This window comes from Myxococcus sp. AB025B (assembly GCF_006518215.1).
GTDB classification, from domain to species: domain Bacteria; phylum Myxococcota; class Myxococcia; order Myxococcales; family Myxococcaceae; genus Myxococcus; species Myxococcus fulvus.
Genome location: NZ_SRLW01000170.1, coordinates 1 through 21,291 on the forward strand (window position 1 = coordinate 1; position 21,291 = coordinate 21,291).

The following is a 21,291-nucleotide window of genomic DNA, read 5'->3' on the forward strand; positions in this document are numbered from 1 at the left end:
CTCCCGTCCCGGACACCCCCGCCGTCCCTCTGGAGGTGTGGAGACCTCCCGCCGCGAACGCGCCTGCCGTGGAGCCCGACTCGGATTCCGAGCCGGTGACGATCCGCTCGCCCTCGGGAGGTGTCCCGGTGGTGGGCCGCAGGCGCTACGGGCGATGGCTGCTCGCGGCCGGCGTGGTCGCCCTCGTGGGCGCGGGCCTCGTGGTGACCCACAAGAACCGCTCCGCCACCAACGTCCCGCTGGCGACGACGCCCACCCAGAACGCGCCGCCGCCTCAGGTCGCGCCCGCCGCGCCAGCGCCGGAATCACAGACACGGCTCGTCCAGGGCACGCCTCCCGCGGAGAAGAACACGCAGGCCCCCTCGCCACCCCCGACGGGCATCGGACAGATGGAGTCCTCCGTGGTTCCATCTCCCGAGGCCAAGGCGAAGCCCGAGGGCCAAGGCACGAAGCCCACGGACCTGGAGCTGGCCGAGAAGGCCCTGGCCCGTGGTGACCCCGGCGAAGCCATCCAACTGGCCCGCCGCAGTCAGCGCGACCAGGCCACCGGCGCCTCCTTCGCGCTCCTCGCGCGCGCCCACTGCCACCAGAAGGACCTCTCCAGCGCGCGCTTCGTCTGGCTCCGCGTCCCCGCCTCCGAGCAGGCCGAGGTGCGCAGGTACTGCCAGCAGCACGGCATCACCCTGTGAGCGCCAGCGGGCCCTCGCTCGCCTCTGTCCTCCGCAGGACCCCGACCCGACCCGTCACGTTCTTGGCCAGACACGACCCACCACGCCCCCCTTGGGGCCGGGTGTTGCGCTGCGTTAGAGATGAATTCTCCTGATGGTGTCGAATAGGATGATTCAGCTTCGCGAGGCAGCGCCCTACCAGGGCAAGCGGCCGTCCGAGGTCCGGTCTCCGCCACGACGGGGGGCCCGGCTGGGACTGGGAACCGCGTCCTGGAGTAGGCTTTCGAACAGTTGGCATCGGGGGGAGGGGAGATGAGCGATGGTGGTGGAGGCACCCGAGCCGGGGAAACTGTCGGCCATCCTGTTCACGGGCATCGAGGCCGTGAGCCGTCAGTCCTGGCGTGATGAAGCGCTCCAGCAGGTGGTGCGCGAGGAGCACGCGTCGTTGGTCCGAGAGCTGCTGCCGCGCCATGGAGGGCGCGAGGTGAAGCGTCTGGAGGATGGGTTCCTGTTGGAGTTCGAGGGCGGGATGTCCGCGGTGGACTTCGGCCTGGCGCTCCAGCGGGAGCTGGAGACCCACAACGGCACCGTGGCCGCCGAGCGCCGCGTGGTGCTGCGCGTGGGTGTGCACGTGGGCCTGGTGGTGCACCGCGACGGCGACGTGTTCGGCGAGGGCGTCAACCTGGCCGCGCGCATCGAGGCGCTCGCGAGGCCCGGCACGCTCTACGTCAGCGAGTCGGTGGCCCGACAGGTGGAAGGCCGGCTGGCGTCGCCGCCGGTGCGCCTGGGCCGGGGCGAGATGAAGAACATCCGCCTGCCGGTGGCCGTCTATCGCATCGACCCCCGGGAGCATCGCGGCCGTCGGCCGTGGCTGTCCCGGATGCGCTCGCTGTTGAGTCGCACGCCCACGGCGAACTGAAGCGCGGGTATTCACCGGACGCTGGCGCTACGGTGCGCGCCATGCCCCAGCTCACCCTCGTCGTCGCCTCGAAGAATTACTCCTCGTGGTCGCTTCGGCCGTACCTGGCGCTCTGCCATACCGGGCAGCCCTTCCAGGAGGTCGTCATCCCCCTGGACACGCCAGGGACCCAGGACAGCATCCTCCAGCACTCGCCCAGCGGACGGGTGCCGGCGCTCCGGCACGGAGAGCTGGTCATCTGGGACTCGCTGGCCATCTGCGAGTACCTGGCGGAGACCTTCCCGGAGGCCCGGCTGTGGCCCGAGTCGCGCGAGGCCCGCGCGGTGGCGCGCTCGGTGACGGCGGAGATGCACTCGAGCTTCTCGCGGCTGCGCGAGCACATGGGGATGAACCTGCGCGCGCGCAAGCCGGGACAGGGACGCGCGCCGGGCGTCGCCGAGGACATCGCCCGCATCCAGGCGCTGTGGAACGACTGCCGCTCGCGCTTCGGCCAGGGCGGGCCGTTCCTGTTCGGCCGCTTCAGCATCGCGGATGCGTTCTACACGCCGGTGGCCACGCGCTTCGTCACCTACGATGTGACGCTGGACCCGGTGAGCGCCGCGTACCGCGACACGCTCCTGTCCCAGCCCGCCTTCCAGAAGTGGGCCCAGGCCGGACTGCACGAGCCGCCCGTGGCGAAGTACGAGGACTGAGCGCGCTGGCTCACAGCCCCAGCCGGGCGAGCTGCGCGTCGAACGCGTCGGCGGTGGTGAACAGCTGCCCACGCAGGCCCAGCGCGTCAGCGGCCTCCACGAACTCCGGCAGGTCGTCGAAGAAGGCGGCCTCGCGCGGCTCGACGCCGGCGCGCTCCAGGGCGATGCGGTAGATGTCCGGCTCGGGCTTCACGAAGCCCACCTCGCAGCTCATCACCAGCGCATCGAAGCGCTGCAGCAGCGGGAGCCGGGGCCGCAAGTACGCCGCGTGCAGCGCGTTGGTGTTGGACACCAGCACCAGCTTCACCCGGCCGATGAGGGACTCCACCCGGGGCAGCACGGCCTCGTGGGTGGTGAAGTGGCTGCTCCACAGGGGCGCGAACTCCGCCATGGGCAGCTCGACGCCCAGCGCTCCGCACACGCTCTTGCGGATGCCCTCGGCGTCCAGCGTGCCCCGGTTGGCCTCGGTCCACCCGGCGCCCATCAGCCGCTGGGCGACCTCCGCGGCGGACATCCGCGCGCACGCGCCCAGCCGCGCGAAGAGCAACGCGTTGTCGTGGAAGACGAGCACGTTGCCCAGGTCCAGGAGGACCGCCTTCACCTCCGCCATGCCTGCTCCTCGCACCGGGTCGCCTGGCGGCCCGGTCATCAGAAGGGCAGGCGAGGCTAGAGGAGCGGGACGCGCTCAGGCAAATCCCGCGCGGGCACCGTCGAGTAGTCCGAGCCCACGTCCAGGAGGACCCGCTGACGCACCCGCGTGCTCAGCGCCTTGCGCAACCTGCCGAGGAACTCCGGCGGCGCCGCGATGATGAGCTTGTCGAACGCGTGGCGGTCATGCCCCTTGTCGAGCACGCCGGACAGCTCGCGCGCGAAGCGGTCGTGCTCCAACTCCCGACGACCCTGCGGCTCGTTCTCCCCGGGAGGACCGTGCAGGGTGCCCGCGTTGGGGTTGTCCGGCTGCTCGCGCAGCTGCTCGCTCTTGACGCGGCTCTCCTCGTGGAAGAACTCCTCGACCAGACTCCACTCCTCGCGCCCCTTCGCGTCCGTCTCGAAGAGCCGGGCCCGGCTCGCGTTCCCCACGAGAATCCAGAGCTTTGCGTCCGCCATGTGTCACGCCTCCTTAGGGTGGGAGATGAGGACCCATGCGGCGCCCGGCAACCTTCCTGTCCCGCGCCGCTCCCCTGTCGCGCGCAGGGCAGGCGGGCGTGTCACGCGGGTTTGACACCCACATCTGGAGTTCCGGTGTTCGGAACCGGACCGATCATTCCGTTGGGAATGGCAAAGGAGTAGAACGGCGGCATGCGCATTCCCGCGTTGTTGCCTGTCGCCATGCTGGCGCTCGCGCTCTGGGCTCCGCCCGCGAGGAGCCAGGAGCAGGGTGGCCTGGGGTTGGACCTCAGCTCCGAGACGTCGTCGGAGTCCGCGCCCCAGGAGCAGCCGGCGCCGGGCATGGGCCTGGACTTGCGCGAGGGCGAGGAGAGCGCCGTGTCGCTGACGCCGCGCTTCATCCTGTTGGGGTTGGAGACGCCGGAGCGCGCGGGCTCGCAGCAGGCGTCGGCGTGGCTGCGGGAGCTGGCGAAGGGCGCGATGTCGTCCGGCATGGTGGAGTTCGCCGCGACGCCCAAGCAGGCGCGGGAGCGACTGGAGGCGGGCTACGAGGCGGCGCTGAGCTGCGCCCAGGCGTCGTGCATGACGGAGCCGGCGGAGCAGCTGGACGCGGACCTGCTGACGACGGCGCGGCTGTCGCTGGAGGACGCGGGGTGGACGCTGCGCGCGTGGACGTATGACCGCGACCGCGGCGTGGTGCACGAGGACGTGGTGTCGGGGCGCAACCCCAAGGACGAGGCCTTCCAGAAGGAGGCGGCCACGAAGCTGGGCAACCGGATGATGGCGCTGGCGCGTCCGCGCGCGCTCTTGAAGGTGAGCGTCAACGTGCCCACGGCGGTGGTGAAGGTGGGCGAGCGCATCCTCGGCGTGGGCAGCGTGGAGGCGCGGCTGGCGCCGGGCACGGTGCAGCTGGAGGTGTCCGCGGACGAGTACGCGTCCTTCACGAAGGCGGTGGTGCTCAAGCCCGGCGCGCGTGAGGAGGTCCAGGTCCGCATGGAGATCTCCGGCCCGGCGCCGGAGGGCCCCGAGGACGGCGCGGCGCGGGTGTCGTCGAAGCGGCGTGGCGGCAGCCACACGCCCATCTACAAGCGGCCGGCGTTCTACACGGCGCTGGTGGGGCTGGCGGTGGCGGGCGCGGGCGCGGTGATGAGCATGAGCGCCAAGGACGTGGAGAAGCGGGCCACGGACACCAACGGGGACGGCATCATCGACGTGACGCGCAAGGAGATGCTGGACGCGAAGTCACAGGCCAACCTGGCCGCGGGGCTGCTCATCGGCGGTGGAGCCGTGGCGGCCGGCAGCGTGACGTGGCTCCTGGTCATTCCGTCCCGCAGCGAGCCGGCCGCGCCCGTGGGCACGGTGAGCGCGGGTGGCGCGTCCACGGCGGTGCACGTCGTCGTCGGTGGGAGCTTCTGAGCCTTATGAAGACCTTCGAATCCTGGCTGCGAGCCCTCACCGCGGTGCTGCTGCTCTCCGGCATGGCGGGCTGCAAGGTGACGTTCCCCGACAACGCCGCCTACACCTGTGAGAAGGACGGGGACTGCGGCGGCGAGGGCTTCGTCTGTACGTCGCTGCCCGATGACGGGCCCCGGTACTGTTGCCGTCCGGAGGGCGCGGAGCGCTGCAACGGGCTGGACGACGACTGCGACGGCGCCATCGACGAGCTGGAGGCGACGTGCTTCTCGGGCGATGACGACAGCCGCGGCAAGGGCGCGTGCCGCGACGGCCAATCCGTCTGCACCCGCCAGGGCACGGTGGCGTGCGTGGGCGACGTGCTGCCCACCGTCGAGCGCTGCAACGGCGTGGACGACGACTGCGACGGCGAGGTGGACGAGGACTTCAACCGGCTGACGGACCCGCTCAACTGCGGCACGTGCGGCACGGTGTGCACCGCGCTGCAGGCCTGCGTGGAGGGCGTCTGCCAGAAGCGCGGCGAGCTCGACTGCGGCAACGGCATCGACGACAACCGCGACGGGGCCACCGACTGCGCGGACCGCGACGACTGCGATGGGCAGGCCTGCGGCGTGGGGTGCGTCTGCGAGAACGGCCGGCAGACGGAGTCGGACTGCGGCAACGGCGAGGACGACGACGAGGACCGGAGCATCGACTGCGCGGACCGCGATGACTGTGAAGGCAAGTCCTGCGGCGCCGGCTGCGTGTGCAACGACGGCCGCAAGACGGAGTCGCTGTGCACGCCGGACAGCGGCGACGAGGACGGCGACGGCCGGCTCAACTGCGCGGACCCCGACTGCGAGCGCAAGGAGTGCGGGCCGGGGCTTTCGTGTAACAACGTTGGCAGCTGTGTCGAGGGCGCCTGCGACAACGGCGAGGACGACGACGGGGACGGCCAGACGGACTGCGCGGACTCGGACTGCAGCGGCCAGTCGTGCGGCGTGGGCTGCGCGTGCCGCAACAGCGTCAAGGCCGAGGCGAACTGCACCGATGGCATCGACAATGACGGGGATGGCACGACGGGCACTCCCAGCGTCGACTGCCAGGACTCCGACTGCGGAGGGCAGCTGTGCGTGGCCGGTGAGCCGAACGCGGTGTGCGGCGTCACGTCGAGGCGCTGCGCCGAGGTGAGCTGCAACGACCTCGTCGACAATGACAAGGATGGCCTGACCGACTGCGCGGACACCCAGGACTGCCCGAACAACTCCCGCTGCTCGCGCCTGGTGGATGGCAACCGCGTGGCCGGCGTCTGCCGCTCGGGGGTCTGCACGTGAGGCACGCCGCCCCGCCTGGAATCCCGGCCCTCGCGCCTGTCCACGAGTGGACAGTGGCGGGGAGGTCGTCGGGGCCGTGCGGGGCGGAGGGTTTCGGGGTTCGGACAGGGTCTTCGTCGACCTCCGTCTCGCGAGCACCGCTGGGGACGTGGGACGTGGGCGTTACGTGGAAGACAGAGGGGCCGCGGTGGGTTGCCGTTGGGCCTGAGCATGGAGAGTTCTTCACACCATGGGCAACGATGACCTCTTCGCGCAGACCTTGTTGTCCTCTCGCGGAGGGCCCGTGAGCGGCGAGCAACGTGTCGGCGTGGAGCTGCGGGAGGGCTCGCAGCTGGGCAGCTACCAGCTGGAGGCGCTCCTGGGCGAGGGCTCCATGGGCCGGGTGTTCCAGGCGCGTCACGCGCGGCTGGGGCGCCAGGTGGCCTTGAAGGTGCTCAAGCCCGAGCACGCGCGCGACGGCGGCTTCGTGCAGCGCTTCTTCCAGGAAGCCCGCACGGTGAATCAGATCAACCACGAGCACATCGTGGAGATCTTCGACTTCGTGGACGAGGGCGAGGGCGGCCACGTCTATTGCGTCATGGAGCTGTTGCGCGGGCAGGGCCTGGGCGCGCTCCTGAAGCAGGAGCCCCTGTCGCTCGCGCGCATCCAGCGCATCGCGGTGCAGGTGTGCGCGGCCCTGGGCGCGGCGCACCAGGTGGGCGTTGTGCACCGGGACATCAAGCCGGACAACCTCTTCCTCACCCAGCGCGCCGGGCAGCCGGACTTCGTGAAGGTGCTCGACTTCGGCGTCGCCAAGCACCTGGCCACCGAGGGCGCGGCGCCCACGGGCACGCTGGACGGGACCATCATCGGCACGCCGGCGTACATGTCCCCGGAGCAGGCCGCGGGCCTGACGGTGGACGCGCGCTCGGACATCTACGCGGTGGGCAACATCCTGTACGAGATGCTCACCGGCCACCCGCCCTTCCAGGCGGAGGCCTTCGGGCAGCTGGTGGTGCAGATCATCACCCAGCCGCCGCCGCCGCTGCCCACGCAGCTGGCGACCGGGGAGCCGCTCCCGTCCCAGCTCGCGGAGCTGGTGATGCGGTGTCTGGCGAAGGAGCCGGAGGCCCGGCCGCAGACGCTCGCGGAGGTGACGACGGGGCTGTTGCTGCTGCCCGTGCAGGTGCCCTCGTCGCCGGAGGCCGTGGCGGCGCTGGAGCCGTCGGAGCGGCCCACGCGGCGGATGCCCGTGGTGATGGGCCCCCAGCGTCGCCGCGCCCTGTGGGCCGCGGGGGCGGGCGTCGTGGCGCTGCTCGCGGCCGGCGCGCTGGTGTGGCGTGGCGCGGGGACGTCGAGCGCGCCGGTCATCGTCCCGAGCGCGTCGGAGTCCGTCGTCTCCCCGGAGCGCGCGCCGGAGCCCCTGGTGCTGGCGGCGGCGCCCGAGCAGGAGGTGGTGCCCGCGGTGCGGCTCACCGTGCACTCCTTCCCGGAGGGCGCGCAGGTGGTGCGCTCGGACACCGGTGAGGTGCTGGGCGTCACGCCGCTGGTGCGCGAGCTGCCGCGCCGCGAGGTGCCGCTGCACCTGCGTGTGGAGCTGGCGGGGTACGTGTCCTCGGAGCGCTCGGTGCGGCTGGATTCGCACACGGAGCTGGAGGTGCCGCTGGCCAAGTCGCTCACCGCGCCGAGGGCGAACGCGAGCAAGAAGCCGAGCGCGAAGAAGCCGTCGCAGGACGCCGCCACCTCGCGCAAGACCAAGGCGCGCTCGGCGAGCGCCGAGTCCTCGGGGCGTTAGGCCTGGCTTCGTGGCGGCGGGAGGTCCTCGCCGCCATCTGGGCCTGGACCTTCAGCGCGAGGTGGCCGTCTGGGCGAGCACCTGCGCGGCGATGCGGGAGATGCGCTCGTCGAAGCCCGCCGCGTCGTGGAAGGTGAGGCGCACGTCGCCCACCTCGAGCTTCGCGCCCGGCGTCAGCACCACGCCCGCGTCGGGCAGCTCCCGGCCGTCCAGCTTCACGGGCCTGGCGTCGGCCACGCGGGCCACGTGCCAGGTGGCCTCGGACTGGGGCGTGAGGATGAGCTGCTCGCGCGACACCGTGGCGTCGTTGACCACCAGCGCGTTGTTCTGCGACGCGCGGCCCAGGCGGATGGGCCCTCGCTCGGCCAGGGCCACCAGCTCGAAGCACATGGCGTCCCCGGCGGGCAGGCAGTCCTTCAGGTCCGTGAGCGGCAGCCGGGTGGCGCCCACGTTCCCGTCCACGGTCTCCGGGACGTTCCACGCGCCTGCCTCCCACACCAACCAGGGGTGCGGGTACTTGGCGCGAAACTTCTCTTTGAGTGCCAGGTGCTGCCTCACCAGCAGCGAGAGCAGCAGTGCGCGAGCCATGGAGGACTCATAACCCCTTCGGCCCCCGCAGCGCGCGAGAAGGTGCATTCCGGTGTCCACGAATCGTCTGAAACCCGGCGGGTGGCCCCCCACTCGCGCGCGGAGTGGGCCCTGTAGTACACCCGCGCCCACATCCTTCTGGAGGTCCCATGCGTCGTCTGCTGCTCGCCCCGCTCCTGCTCCTCGTCCCCGCCTGCAAGGGTGAGACGGCCAAGGACGTCACCGCCACGGTGGTGGGCAAGACGGTGGAGGTGGCCAAGGGCGCCGGCAGCGGCGTCGTCGAGGGCTTCAACGAGGGCCGCAAGGGCGCCGCCAGCGCGGACGGCTCGCGCACGCTGTCCACCGCCGAGGAGGTGGCCGCCAACACCGAGCTGTCCGTCCTGGAGGCGAAGCCCTCCCACGGCGGCGGCGTGGAGGTGGTGCTCGCGGTGACGAACAAGACGGCCCAGCCGCTGCACCTCTTGGGCCTGCACGAGAGCGGCGGCGCGCAGCTGTTGGACAAGGACGGCTTCGCCACGCCGCTGCAGGCCCGCTCCCCCGGGCAGTCGGCCGACTCCATCAAGGTGCCGCCCTCCGTGAAGGTGAAGGCGAGCATCTACTTCGATGGCGAGGCGGAGAAGGCCACGAAGGTCCGGGTGTGGGGGCGCGAGCTCGACGTGCCCGCCGCGGCCACCGCCGCCAAGCCGCAGCCGTAGTCCGTCCCTGCTTCTCGCCTGTCGCCGCCTGGAGTCGTGATGCGCCGTCTGTCCCTGGTCCTGCTGTGCGCGAGCCTCTCGTCCGCCTGTGATGATTCGGAGGGCGCGCCCGTCGTCCCGCCGCCGCCCTTCACCCAGTCCTATCCGGACGCGGGGCCGACGCCCGACGGGGGAGGCGGTCCGACGACGTGGGCCTGTCAGCGGCAGGCGGTGGTGAAGGGCGCGCCCATGTCGCTCCTGGCGGACCTGCAGCTCGCCATGGGTCGGGCCACGACGTCGAACGAGCGCACCCAGGCCATCGACCGCTTCGTGGAGCAGGTGGAGGCCCAGGGCGGCACGCCGCTGGTGAGCGACGCGAGCGCGGGCCGCCAGCGCGTGGCCTTCTTCGCCCGGGGCGAGTCCGCGCGCGACACCTTCGTGGCCGGTGAGTTCAACGAGTGGTCGCCCACGGCGACGCCGCTCGGGCAGGTGCGCGACACGGACCTGTACCTCGCGGAGGTGGAGGTTCCGCGCACGGGGCCGCAGCCGTACAAGCTGGTGAAGGGCGGCAACTTCTTCGAGGACCCGCGCGCGCGCAACGTCGTGTGGGACCGCCTCAACCGCAACGACGTGGGCCAGTTCAACTCGCTCGTCTATCCGGACGCGCAGGACCCGGCGAAGGGCCGGCTCACCGCGTGGTACGACGTGCGCGCCACGGCGCTGAACGACGCGCGCGATGTCTTCGTCTACACGCCCGCGTCGTACGACGGCTCGGAGTGCCCGTCGCTGCCGGTGATGTACGTGCACGACGGCAACGAGAGCATCACCCGCGAGTCCTTCGTGGACGCGGCGGACGCCCACTACAAGGCGCGGCCCCAGGACTCGGCGGTGCTCGTGTTCATCGCGCTGCCGAGCCAGGACGTGCGGCTGGGGCAGTACACCTTCCCGCCCGCGCTCGCGCCGGGCTGGCCCACGCCTCGGGGTGACGACTACCTGGCCTTCATCGTCAATGACTTGATGCCGCGCGTGGAGTCGGGCCTGCGCGTGAAGACGGGGCCCCAGGAGACGGGCATCTCCGGCGCGTCGCTGGGCGGGCTCATCTCCGTGTACGCGGGCTTCCGCGCGCCGGAGAAGTTCGGCTTCGTGGGCACGCAGTCCGGCACGCTGTTCTGGCCGCACGACGGCGAGGTGGACCGCAACGACGGCAACGCCATGGTGGTGCGCGCGAGCGCGGACCCGGTGGTGCCGGTGCGCTTCTACGTGGACCACGGCTCACCCTCGGCGGGCTGCACGCGGGATGGCGAGCAGGGCGCGGACGACTGTCAGTCCAACCTCCAGTTCGTCTCCGCGCTGCGCAACAAGGGCTACGGCGTGGTGCACGTCAACGAGGTGAGCGGCGCGCACGACTGGGCCTTCTGGAAGAAGCGCCAGCCGGGGCTGCTGTGCGCGTTCCGCAACACGGACGCGAAGGAGTGCGGCCTCTAGGCGCGCACTCCCCCGGCGACGCCGCTACAGCTTCGCGGCGATGGCCCGCGCCAGCCGGTGCGGGGCCTCGGCGTCCAGGTTGAGGAAGAGGGCGGGCTCGGTGACCTCCACCTCCTGCAGCCGGGTGACGCCTTCGTTGTCGGTGGCCACGTCCACGCGGGCGTAGAGCAGCGGGGCGCCCATGGCCTCGAGCACGCGCTCGGACAGCTTCAGCTCCTTGGCGTCGGGCGTGAAGAGGGTGGGCTCCGAGAAGCCGCGCGGCGCGGACTTCAGCGTGGGCGGGCGGCGCACCGCGTGGCTGAAGGCGCCGTCGAAGAAGATGTAGCTGCGCTCTCCCTCCGACTCGAAGGCCCGGAGGTAGGGCTGCACCATGAGCTCGCTGGTGGCGGAGAGTCGGGTGACGAGCGCGTTGCCGGCCGCGGCCTCGGCGCGCGGGATGATGTGCGTCTCCACGGCGCCGGCGGACACGGCGGGCTTGAGGACCAGCGTGTCCCAGCCCCGGGCGCGGGCGACGATTTCGAGGTCCAGGGTGCCCTCGCGCTCCACCCACGCGGTGGGCGTCACGGGGATGCCCTTCTCCTCCAGCTCGCGCAGGTAGAACTTGTGCGTGTTCCAGCGCAGCACGTCGGCGGGGTTGTGGAGCCTGGTGAGGCGGCCGACCTTCTGGGCCCAGGCGACGAAGGTGTCGCGGCGCAGGTGGCTGTCCCAGGTGCTGCGCACCACGGCGAGGCGCACGGTCTTGAAGTCCACCGTCGGGTCGTCCCAGACGACGGGCCGCGCATCCAGGCCCAGCGCGCGGAGCGCGGGGAGCAGGGGACGCTCGAACTCGGCGAGCTCGGGCATGTCTGAATAGGTGAGGACAGCGACATCCATGGTGAAGGGCTCCAGGTGGGGCGCCGAGGGGTGTGGGCGGTGGCCGGGCACGGACGCCTCGGACAGTCGAGGCGGACCGGGCGGCGCGCATCGACACGATACGTAGCGCGAGGTCGTCCGGGCAGCAGGAGTTTCGCGGGGGCTCGCACTGTGATGGTCAGCGGCGTGGGGAGGTGTGCTCCGGCTTCACCGCGGGAGCGCGCGGAGCGCGGCCCTGGGGCGCGTGCTCCCTCGGTGTGTCGTCAGCGCCTCACGCCGAGCGCGCCGATACGGGCACACGCGCGGGAGCCTCGGGCGAGGCCTGGGCCGCCTTCTCCTGCTGCTGCCGCTCCGACGCCTCACGCAGGACGCCCGCGAGCAGCGCCTGTCCCCGCGGATACGGCGCGGCTTCTCCCTCCAGCGCGAGCAGCTGCTGCCGCAGGATGGCCCCGCTGGCCGTGCGCTGCTCGGGCCGCTTCTCGAGCAGCCCCATCACCGCCGCGTCCAGCGCGGGCGGCACCTCCGGGTTGAAGCGCGAGGGCGGGAGCACCTCCTGGTCCAGCGTGGCGCGCAAGAGCGCCTCCTGCGTGGAGCCCTGCAGCGCGCGCCGCCCCGTGAGCGCCTCGTGCAGCGTCAGGCCCAGCGCGAAGAGGTCCGCGCGCCCATCGAAGGGCCTGCCCGCGGCCTGCTCGGGCGCCATGTAGCCCAGCTTGCCGCGCACGCTGCCCGCGGCGGTGAGCTGCGAGCGCGCCGAGTCCCGCGCGATGCCGAAGTCCGACAGCTTCACGTCGCCGAAGCGCGACACCAGCACGTTGGGCGGGTTCAGGTCACGGTGCACCAGCCGCAGCGGCTGTCCATCCGTGCCCGTGCGGCGGTGCAGGTAGTCGAGCGCCGACGCCAGCTCCGCCCCCAGGAACGTCACCGCCGCCACCGGCAGCGGCCTGCGCGCAAGCCCCCGCATCAGCGTGCTCAGCGGCATCCCATCCACGAACTCCATGGCGAGGAAGTACGTGCCCCCGTGCCGCCCCAAATCGAAGACCTGCACGATGTTGGGGTGGTTGAGCGACGAGCACAGCTCCGCCTCGCGGCGGAACATGGCGACGAAGTCGTCGTCGTCCGCGAACGAGGGGAGGATGCGCTTGAGGGCCACCTGCTTCTGGAAGCCGCCCTCCGGGCAGTACGTGGCCCGGTACACCTCCGCCATGCCGCCCGCGCCCACGCGCTCGTGCAGCACGTACTTGCCCATCACCTCCTGCTCGCGCAGCGCGGACAGCGCCCCCCGCGTCAGCTGAAGGAAGTGCCGCGCCAGCGTGGCGGTGAAGACGCCCGCGGCCACGAAGAAGAAGGCCCGCGTGGCGATGAAGCGCGGCGTCAGCGTGATGAGCGCCGACTCCGGCAGCAGCGGCTGGACGAAGAGGAAGTAGATGCCCAGGTACTCGGCGGCCACCAGCAGGCCCGCGGCCAGCGCCAGCCGGGGGTTGCTGCGCAACGTCGCGAGCGTAATCAGCGTGGGCCAGATGACCAGCGTGGGCGCGGTGAGCGCGTAGATGGGCCCCTGGAAGCGCAAGTCGAACGCGAGCACCACCGCGGGGATGCTGACCTCGATGGCCACGTTGAGCCAGGGGATGGCCGGATGGAACGCGCCCGAGCGCAGCACGCGCCACAGCGCCGTGTAGTAGAGCGCCAGCACCGCCGACAGCCCCATCAGGGCCTGCGTCAGCCCCCACCCCAGCGAGGGGCCCAGCGCCGCCGCCACCACCACCGACGCGCCCGACAGGCCCGCCATGAAGCGCGCCACGGACAGCTCACGTCCCTGCGCATCGCGTCGTAGGTGGCCGTCGAGGAAGCGGGAGACGGGGCTCGTCAGGGTGTGGGCGGTCATCGACTTCTCAGTCTACAGAAAGGTGGGAAGCGGCTGGTGGGGTGCCCCCGAGCCCCTTGCATTTCGCCAGGGTGGATTGCCCCGGGGACGTCTGTCGCTGAAATGTTTCACAGGCTACTCTGCGCGGCGTTTCAAGTACGTGCTGTCCGCGCACCCAGGCGGGTGCCATCAGGAGACCCCCGAGATGCGAATGTCGCCTCGCTCGTTGTTGGCCGCGCTCAGCGCGGTGTTGCTGTTCCACGCAGGGTGCTCGGATGAGCGGAAGGGCTGCGAGGGGGCGGACTGCGTCGCGGCGGCCGTCTGTGGCAACGGGGTCCAGGAGGAGGGGGAGGCGTGCGACGACGGCAACAAGGTGGGCGGCGACGGCTGTGAGGCGGACTGTACCTCCACGCCCACCCGGCCGCAGGCGGCCTGTGGCAACGGCCGGCTGGAGGGCACGGAGGTCTGCGACGACGGCAACCTGACGGGCCAGGATGGCTGTGAGGCGGACTGCTCGCTGACGCTCACGCGCTGCGCGGCGGCGGACGCTCCGCCCCTGGCGAGCGGCGCCACGTGCGAGGTCTCCAAGCCCGGCAACGGCGCGCGCCTGTTCACGGGCCTGGTGCTCAAGGACGACGAGACGCTGGTGGGCGGCCAGGTGCTGGTGGACGCCAGCGGCGTCATCACCTGCGCGTCGTGTGACTGCTCCGCGGAGGCGGGCGCGGCCGAGGCCACGCACGTGGCGTGCCCCACGGGCGTCATCTCCCCGGGCCTCATCAACACGCACGAGCACGTCACCAAGCAGAACGGTCCGTTCGCCATGACGGACGAGCGCTATGAGCACCGGCTGGACTGGGTCGTCGGCCTGGGCAACCACACGCGCATCGCCAACAGCACGCGCTCGGCGGTGGACGCGGTGAGCTACATCGAGCTGCGCCACCTGCTGGCGGGCACCACGTCCATCGCGGGCCTGGGCGGCGCCGCGGGCCTCTTGCGCAACGTGGACCAGCCGATCAGCCGTCTGGAGGGCCTGGACCAGTGGAGCACCGCGTCCGTGGACTTCCCGCTGGGCAGCCGCGAGACGGACATCAAGACCAACACGTGTGACTACGTCAGCATGCCGCGCACCTCGGGCCTGCCGAACCACGGCACGTACCTGCCGCACCTGGCCGAGGGCATCGGCGAGGAGGCGCTCAACGAGTTCCGCTGCCTGTCGACGGGCATCAACGACGTCATCCAGCCGCGCACGTCCCTCATCAGCGCGGTGGGCGTGACGGCGAAGGAGATTGCGCTGATGGCGGAGCGGGGCACGGGCCTCATCTGGTCGCCGCGCTCCAACGTCGCGCTGTACGGCGACACGGCGATGGTGACGGCGTACAAGCGGCTGGGGGTGAACATCGCGCTGGGCACCGACTGGGTGCAGTCGGGCTCCATGAACCTGCTGCGCGAGCTGAAGTGCGCGGACACGCTCAACACCGTGCAGTTCGACCGGGCCTTCAGCGACGTGGACCTGTGGCGGATGGTGACCAGCCAGGCCGCGGAGGCGGTGGAGATGCAGGCCGGGGTGGGCCGCATCGCCCCGGGCAAGCTGGGCGACCTGGCCATCTACTCGCTGCGCACGCACGCCGCCTCTCCGCACCGCGCGGTCATCAGCGCGGAGGCCGCGGACGTGGTGCTGACGATGCGCGGCGGCAAGGCGCTCTACGGAGACCAGGCGCTGGTGGGCGCGCTCGTGTCCGGCGCGGAGCCGTGTGACACGCTGGACGTGTGCGGCAGCGGCAAGACGGTGTGCGTGCAGTCGGAGCTGAAGAAGACGCTGGCCACGCTGGAGGCCGCCAACCCGGAGGCCTACAAGCTGTTCGCCTGCGGCGTGCCCGAGGGCGAGCCGGTGTGCGTGCCCCGCCGCATCTCCAACAACCCCAGCTTCCCCGCGTCGGTGAAGCGCTCCAACGTGTACTCCGGCGAGAGCCGCTCGGATGACCCGGACGGCGACGGCCTGAAGGGCAACGCCGACAACTGCCCGTTCGTCTTCAACCCCATCCGTCCGATGGACGGCGGCAGGCAGGCGGACTCGGACGGCGACGGCGTGGGCGACGCGTGCGACGTGTGCCCGCTGAACGCGAACACGACCACGTGCACGACGTACACCGCGGGCGACGACGACCATGACGGTCACCCCACGTGGCAGGACAACTGCCCCTACGTGGCCAACCCGGACCAGGCGGACCAGGACGGCGACGGCAAGGGCGATGCGTGCGACGCGTGTGCCTCCGACCCGAACCCGGGCCACCTGGGCTGCTCGGCCGCCTCGGTCCACGAGCTGAAGACGCAGGACGGGGATGGGCGCTATCCGTGGGTGGGCAAGACGGTGTCGTTCAACGACGTCGTCGTCACGGCGCTGGTGCGTGGCTCGCTGACGGAGATGGGCTTCTGGGTCCAGGTGCATCCGCTGCCGCCGGGCCTGGGCGTGGAGAACTCGGGCATCTACGTGTACGCGCCCAAGGACGACCTGGTGGTGGGGGACCGGCTGGACATCGTCACGGCGACGCTGACCATCTACCAGGGGCTGCCGGAGCTGGTGGACGTGAAGTACCGCAAGCGTGGCGCGGGCAGCGCGCTGCCGACGCCGGTGGCCGTCACCACGGCGGACGTGCGGACCGGTGGGCCTCGGGCGAAGGCGCTGGAGGGCGTGCTGGTGGACGTGTTCGACGTGACGGTCTCCAGCGGCGTCGACTCCTTCTCGCAGTTCCTGGTCAACGAGAGCGGGGACCCGGGGCAGCCGGGGTTGATGGTGGATGACTTCGCCTACAGCTACCGGGACCCGGCGGTGGGGACGAAGTACGGCGCGCTGCGCGGGGTGCTGACGTACATGTTCAGCGACTCGAAGGTGTTGCCGCGCAGCTCGGCGGACCTGATGCCGCCCATGCCGACGCTGGCGAGCTTCGGGCCGGGGGCGTACGTCCGCCTGGGTGGGACGGGCGCGGTGAGCACCTTCCCGCAGGTCCTCACGCTGACGCTGTCGGGCACGTACACGGAGGCCATCGACGTGGCCGTCACCTCCAGCAACAGCGCCGCGCTGCGCGTGGTCAACGACGTGGTGCGCGTGCCGCGAAACCAGAGCTCGGTGGAGGTGAAGGTGGAGGCCCTGGCGCCCGCGGAGAGCGTGGTGCTGACGGCCACGCTGCGCGGGGTGTCGCGGCAGGCCACGGTGCGCGTGCTGGGCCAGGACGAGCAGGCGCTGGTGGCGCGATTGTCGCCCGCGGAGGTGACGATGGTGCCGGGCGGCTCGGTGACGTACACGGTGTCGTTGGACCGGCCCGCGGCGGACAACGCGTCCGTGGCGCTGTTCGCGGCGCCGGAGACGGGGTTCGGCACCTTCACGCCGGCGGTCTCCGTGCCGGTGGCGAAGAACGCGCTGCAGACGACGTTCACCTTCACGCTCGACGAGACGGCGGCGGGGCCCTCGGGCACGGTGACGGCGGTGGTGGGGACCAGCCAGGCCAGCTCCACGGTGACGGTGGACCTGGTGTCGCCCAGGCTCGTGTCGCTGTCGCCCGCGGGGCCGGTGTCCGTGCGGTACGGCGAGACGCAGGAGTTCCGGGTGACGTTGTCCTCGGCGCCCGCGCAGGACCTGGCGGTGACGTTGGGGGCGGCGCCGGGGGCGGGGGTGACGCGCTACGGCTCGGTGCCCGCCACGGTGACGGTGCCGGCGGGGAGCACGGAGGCCACGTTCCTGTTCACCGCGGACGCGGAGGGTGAGGGGACGGGCACGGTGACGGCGTCGCTGCTCGGCGTGAGCCGCGCGGCGACTGTCACGGTGACGCCGCCTCCGGCGAAGCTCGCCTCGCTGACGCCCTCGACGGCGACGGTGTTCTTCGGGGCGAAGCAGGGCTTCACGGTGACGTTGGACCGCGCGGCGCAGGCGGGTGGCGCCGTCGTCGCGGTGGCGCTGACGCCGGAGACGGGCCTGGGGACGCTGGAGTCCGCCACGGTGACGGTGGCGGAGGGGCAGCGGACCGCGCAGGCCCTCTTCACCGCGGGCACCGAGGCGGCGACGGGGACCTTGAGCGCGACGTACGCCGGGGTGACGCTGACGGCGCAGGTCTCCACGGCGGAGCGCCCCGAGCTGAATCACCTGGTGGTCAACGAGGTCGACTACGACCAGCGCAGCACGGACACGCGGGAGTTCGTGGAGCTCTTCAACCCGACGCCGGCCGCCGTCTCGCTGGATGGGTTGTTCCTCGTCTACGTGAACGGCGGCGTGGCGCAGCCGGCGAGCTACGCGAAGATCGACCTGAAGAGCGTGGGCACGCTGGGGCCTGGGGAGTACCTGGTCGTGGGGCCCGAGGCGGTGATTGGCGTGCTGCGTGACCAGCCGGGCGTGAAGGTGCTGCTGTCGACGACGGCCATCCAGAATGGTGGCACGGCGAGCAGCCCCTCGGCGGACGCGGTGGCCCTCTACGACAGCCTCCAGGACGCGATTGTGGACTCGCTGTCGTACGAGGGCCCGGTGATGCAGGCCACCATCAGCGGTTCGCAGAAGCGGTTCGACCTGCAGGAGGGGCCGCGGAGCACCGTGGGTCTGGTGGACATCGACACGGTGGAGGGCTCGCTGTCGCGGATTCCGAACGGCTCGGACACGGACGACAACGTGGAGGACTTCCGGTTCACCACGCAGCTGACGCCGGGGGCGCCGAACGTGCTCGTCGCGCCCTGACATGAGTCGGGGTTGAGGTTCGGGCGGCTCCCGGTGTCTGGGGGCCGCCCGAGTCGTTGCTGGAGTCAGCCGTCCTTGCGCGCGAGGGCGCCGTTGGCCAGCAGGCCGTCGAGGGCGGCGGCCATCGGGTCGTAGTCGAGGGTGGCGCGGAAGAGGTTCTGGTACATGAGCGCGCCCATGTAGCCGCCGAAGATGCCCTGGGCGGCGACGTGGGGGTCGAAGTCCTGGCGGAACTCACCGGTCTTCTGGCCGTGGCGGAGGATGCCGCCGAGGATGTGGGAGTACAGGCCGAGCTTCTCGCGGATGGCCTCGGCGACGCGCTCGTTGGAGTCGGCGGCCTCGGCGGCGAGCATGCCGAAGAAGATGCCGCACTCGCGATGCTCCCCGAGGAACTCGTGGGTGCGGCGGGTGAAGGCGAGGAGCTGCTCGCGGGCGGAGAGGGAGCGGTAGTGGGCGAAGAGGGGCTCGAAGGCGATGACGTAGCGTTGGTGGAGCTCGTCGATGGCGGCGAGGAGCAGGTCTTCCTTGGCGGGGAAGTGCCAGTACAGGGCGCCGGGCGTCATGTGGATGGCGCGGGCGAGGTCGGCCATGGTGGTGGCGAGGAAGCCACGCTTGGCGAACAGGGTGATGGCCGCTTCGAGGATGTCCACGCGGGTGCGCGCGGAGCGTTCCTGCTTGAGCTCTCGTTTCGCTGGTTCCTTGCCCATGGCGGCGAAAACCATACCCCGAGGGTCTCGGGTCACCAGCGTCACCATGTGGATTTCAGGCGGAACGCTAACGGGTGGGCAGCTCGTGGAAGGTGAGGCCGGACAGCTCCAGGCGCTGCACGGCGTGCATGAAGCGCTCGGTGCCGACAATCACGGTCGAGTAGTTACCCACGCGGAACAGGTCCAGGTCGGTGGGCAGTGAGGCTGCGTCCAGGATGGGCTCATCCGGGAGGCGGAAGTAGACCCATCCGCACGTCTCGCACGGCAGGGGTACATCCGGCGGGAGGCAGTCCGGATGCAAGCGGCCATGGGGCTCGAGCTGAAGCTCCAGCAGGTCCGGTGGGGCCTTCTGGCGGAAGCGCAGCTCGGTGGGGCATCCGAGGAGGCCGCGGACTCCTTCGGCTTGGAGACTCTCGAAGGCATCCCGGCGAACCACCCACAGCATGTCGCCCTGGGAGGTGAACGGGCCGAACCTTCCTGAAGCGGAGCCGACGAGAGGGCCGAAGTGGGTGCCTGGAGGTAGCGGGGCGTGAGGCGGTGCGAGCGGGCGCACCAACTCCCGGAGCCGTACGAACTCGGGGTAGGGCTCGGGGCGAGCTCGCTCGAACTCGCGACGTTCTGGCAGTCGGGAGAGATCCACCGCGGGGTATTGGTGCCCCCCGCTCGCCCATGTGGCGCCGCACGTGTCGCAGTGCGCACCTGGAAGCCCCCACTTGTGGGTGGCGTCGAAGCTCGCCGTGATGGATTTCTTATCCTCGCTCAGCCAGAAGAACCGACTCATCCGTCAGAGAACCTCACGCTCCAGGCCGAGAATAGTAGGGCTGGATCGGCCCGCCTATGAGGTCGAAGCGGTGAATCAACTCGCCCGCGAACTTGTAGATTTCCACAGGTGGGGCGTACTCGTTTCGCTTCCTGAACTCGCGCCACGCGTCATTCCACGCTCCACCATTTCCAGTTCCATCGTGGATGCGTCGGTGGACGTGGAGCGGAATGGGCATGGTGTAGTGGTGGATCTTCACACCCTGTCGGTCGAACCACTCCGCCAGGTCTCGGGACTGGGGAAAGATGTGGTGCTTCTCCCAACGTCCCTTCGGGAGCTGATGTGAGGGCGGGATGACCTGGGAGGGAGCGCCGTTCCAGTTGGGGAACGTCATCACCCAGCCCTTGGGGAGCTGCTGCGCGCCTCCCCAGTTCCTCCTCGGTCCACTGCCCGGAGCCGCGGCGGCGGCAGGTGGCCGCGAGGGAGGAAACCGCGTCAGCTCGATTGCGCCGGGCGCGCTCTCGCAGGGATAGAACCCACAGGTGTCTCCCAGACACAGCAGGGTGACGCACTGGTCCTCACTCGAGGCGTCGCACTCGGTCTCCGCCTCCTCCCAGGCCTGCTGCGCCACGGAGGGCGCGACGCTGGCGCAGCCCAGCCAGGAGACGGCGAACAGCGAAAGGCAGACGGCGAGTCGGGTTCGCATGGTCAGACAGACCTAGCATCCAGGTCTGTCATGACGTGTCAGGCCAGCAGCGTCACCTTCACGATTTCGGGCGGCGCGCCGACGCGCAGCGGTGGCCCCCAGAAGCCCGTTCCACGGCTGACATACAGGTGCTTGCCGTCCTCCTGGAAGTGTCCCGCGTCGTGCTCCCAGATGGCCGACACCGCGAGCGTGAAGGGGAAGAACTGTCCTCCATGCGTGTGCCCCGACAACTGCAATCCCATCCCCGCCTGCGCCGCCACCCGCCAGTTCGAGGGCTGATGCGCCAGCAGCACCGCCGCCCGCTCCGGCTGGCGCCCCTTCACCGCCGCCTCCAAGTCATACCCGCGCACGCCCGTATGCCCGCCGGACCAGTCATCCACGCCCACCAGGTCGAACGACGCCCCCGCATCGCCAATCCTCACATGCCGATTGCGCAGCACCTGGATGTCCATTCCCTCCAGCGCCTGCGCCCACGCGTCCTGGTCCCAGTAGTACTCGTGGTTCCCCGTCACGAAGTACGTCCCGTGCCCTGCCCGGAGCTCCCGCAGCGCCGCCACCGCGGGCCCCAATGACGCCACCTTCCCGTCCACCAAATCACCCGTGATGGCCACCAGGTCCGGACGCAAGTCATTGCACCGGGCCACCAGCTCATCCATGAACCGCCGCTGGATGACCGGACCCACGTGGATGTCACTCAGGTGGACGATGGTGAACCCATCCAACGCCTTCGGCAGCCCCGGCAGCTTCACCGCCACCTCGTTCACCACCGGCGGATGGAACGCCCGCCACGCTCCGTAGCCCGTCAGCCCTCCCGACGCGAGCAACGCCCCGCCCGCCGTGGCCCGCGCCAGGAACCGCCGCCGCTCCACGTTCACCTCTGCGGGCGCCACCTCCCCCTCCAGCCCGCTCCCCGCGCCCTCCACCACGGCCATCAACCCGCCCGCCACCACGCTCCCCGTGTCCGCCTCCGGCACGCGCGCACGCGTCAGCCGTCGACCCAGCGCCCGTGCACCGCCGATGCCCCACAGCGCGAGCAGCAGGTACAGCGCCGCACC

At 71.1% G+C, this 21,291-nt stretch carries 17 protein-coding genes and 1 pseudogene; 9 read left to right on the forward strand and 9 right to left on the reverse strand.

The genetic code is table 11. The annotated features are described in order from the left end of the window. The 3 genes and pseudogenes from FL311_RS25820 to FL311_RS25830 all read left to right on the forward strand — a co-directional run. A pseudogene (locus FL311_RS25820) lies at positions 1-689 on the forward strand (hypothetical protein); the annotation flags it as partial. A gap of 298 nt (positions 690-987) precedes the next feature. Then, entirely contained in the window at positions 988-1,587 is a 600-nt protein-coding gene (locus tag FL311_RS25825; RefSeq protein ID WP_141328956.1) for an adenylate/guanylate cyclase domain-containing protein, read from the forward strand. Between the two features lie 41 nt (positions 1,588-1,628). After that, complete coding sequence (locus tag FL311_RS25830; protein ID WP_141328958.1) at positions 1,629-2,279, forward strand: glutathione S-transferase family protein; 651 nt, start codon at positions 1,629-1,631, stop codon at positions 2,277-2,279. A 10-nt stretch (positions 2,280-2,289) separates the two neighbouring features. Here FL311_RS25830 and FL311_RS25835 read toward each other — a convergent pair whose 3' ends face one another. After that, positions 2,290-2,889 carry an HAD family phosphatase gene (locus FL311_RS25835; RefSeq protein WP_141328960.1) on the reverse strand — a complete coding sequence of 200 codons (600 nt, stop codon included), beginning with the start codon at positions 2,887-2,889 and terminating at the stop codon, positions 2,290-2,292. A 56-nt stretch (positions 2,890-2,945) separates the two neighbouring features. Further along, complete coding sequence (locus FL311_RS25840; RefSeq protein ID WP_046711014.1) at positions 2,946-3,386, reverse strand: host attachment protein; 441 nt, start codon at positions 3,384-3,386, stop codon at positions 2,946-2,948. 192 nt (positions 3,387-3,578) lie between these two features. Here FL311_RS25840 and FL311_RS25845 point away from each other — a divergent pair, with 192 nt between their 5' ends. The 3 genes from FL311_RS25845 (at position 3,579) to FL311_RS25855 (ending at position 7,886) form a co-directional block, all read left to right on the forward strand. Continuing rightward, positions 3,579-4,802 (forward strand): hypothetical protein, encoded by a 1,224-nt coding sequence (locus tag FL311_RS25845; protein WP_141328962.1) that lies wholly within the window; start codon positions 3,579-3,581, stop codon positions 4,800-4,802. 5 nt (positions 4,803-4,807) lie between these two features. Further along, positions 4,808-6,112 carry a MopE-related protein gene (locus FL311_RS25850; protein WP_141328964.1) on the forward strand — a complete coding sequence of 435 codons (1,305 nt, stop codon included), beginning with the start codon at positions 4,808-4,810 and terminating at the stop codon, positions 6,110-6,112. Between the two features lie 229 nt (positions 6,113-6,341). Then, positions 6,342-7,886: a serine/threonine-protein kinase gene (locus FL311_RS25855; protein ID WP_141328966.1), complete on the forward strand. Its 1,545-nt coding sequence runs from the start codon at positions 6,342-6,344 to the stop codon at positions 7,884-7,886. A 51-nt stretch (positions 7,887-7,937) separates the two neighbouring features. On the opposite strand, the gene FL311_RS25860 is transcribed toward FL311_RS25855, so the two are convergent. Continuing rightward, on the reverse strand, positions 7,938-8,474 hold the full coding sequence (locus FL311_RS25860; RefSeq protein WP_141328968.1) for an FHA domain-containing protein: 537 nt from the start codon (positions 8,472-8,474) through the stop codon (positions 7,938-7,940). A 149-nt stretch (positions 8,475-8,623) separates the two neighbouring features. On the opposite strand from FL311_RS25860, the gene FL311_RS25865 reads away from it, so the two are divergent. Together FL311_RS25865 and FL311_RS25870 are read left to right on the forward strand one after the other, a co-directional pair. Continuing rightward, positions 8,624-9,169, forward strand: coding sequence for a hypothetical protein (locus FL311_RS25865; RefSeq protein WP_141328970.1), 546 nt, complete (start codon positions 8,624-8,626; stop codon positions 9,167-9,169). 39 nt (positions 9,170-9,208) lie between these two features. Then, positions 9,209-10,633, forward strand: coding sequence for an alpha/beta hydrolase-fold protein (locus tag FL311_RS25870; protein ID WP_141328972.1), 1,425 nt, complete (start codon positions 9,209-9,211; stop codon positions 10,631-10,633). Positions 10,634-10,657: 24 nt separating this feature from the next. On the opposite strand, the gene FL311_RS25875 is transcribed toward FL311_RS25870, so the two are convergent. Beyond that, a complete protein-coding gene (locus tag FL311_RS25875) occupies positions 10,658-11,506 on the reverse strand; it encodes a RimK family alpha-L-glutamate ligase (RefSeq protein WP_141328974.1) in 849 nt (282 codons plus the stop codon). Positions 11,507-11,756: 250 nt separating this feature from the next. Next, positions 11,757-13,367: a serine/threonine-protein kinase gene (locus tag FL311_RS25880; protein ID WP_141328976.1), complete on the reverse strand. Its 1,611-nt coding sequence runs from the start codon at positions 13,365-13,367 to the stop codon at positions 11,757-11,759. Between the two features lie 184 nt (positions 13,368-13,551). Here FL311_RS25880 and FL311_RS25885 point away from each other — a divergent pair, with 184 nt between their 5' ends. After that, positions 13,552-18,063: an amidohydrolase family protein gene (locus tag FL311_RS25885; RefSeq protein ID WP_194869366.1), complete on the forward strand. Its 4,512-nt coding sequence runs from the start codon at positions 13,552-13,554 to the stop codon at positions 18,061-18,063. Between the two features lie 65 nt (positions 18,064-18,128). Here the strand turns inward: FL311_RS25885 and FL311_RS25890 are convergent, their stop codons facing one another. The 4 genes from FL311_RS25890 to FL311_RS25905 all read right to left on the reverse strand — a co-directional run. Then, positions 18,129-18,770 carry a TetR/AcrR family transcriptional regulator gene (locus FL311_RS25890; protein WP_141328979.1) on the reverse strand — a complete coding sequence of 214 codons (642 nt, stop codon included), beginning with the start codon at positions 18,768-18,770 and terminating at the stop codon, positions 18,129-18,131. A gap of 67 nt (positions 18,771-18,837) precedes the next feature. Further along, positions 18,838-19,551: a double-CXXCG motif protein gene (locus tag FL311_RS25895; RefSeq protein ID WP_141328981.1), complete on the reverse strand. Its 714-nt coding sequence runs from the start codon at positions 19,549-19,551 to the stop codon at positions 18,838-18,840. Positions 19,552-19,564: 13 nt separating this feature from the next. Further along, a complete protein-coding gene (locus FL311_RS25900; protein ID WP_141328983.1) occupies positions 19,565-20,236 on the reverse strand; it encodes a TIGR02269 family lipoprotein in 672 nt (223 codons plus the stop codon). 38 nt (positions 20,237-20,274) lie between these two features. Then, positions 20,275-21,291: metallophosphoesterase (locus FL311_RS25905; RefSeq protein WP_141328985.1), on the reverse strand; the 1,017-nt coding region annotated here is incomplete at its 5' end.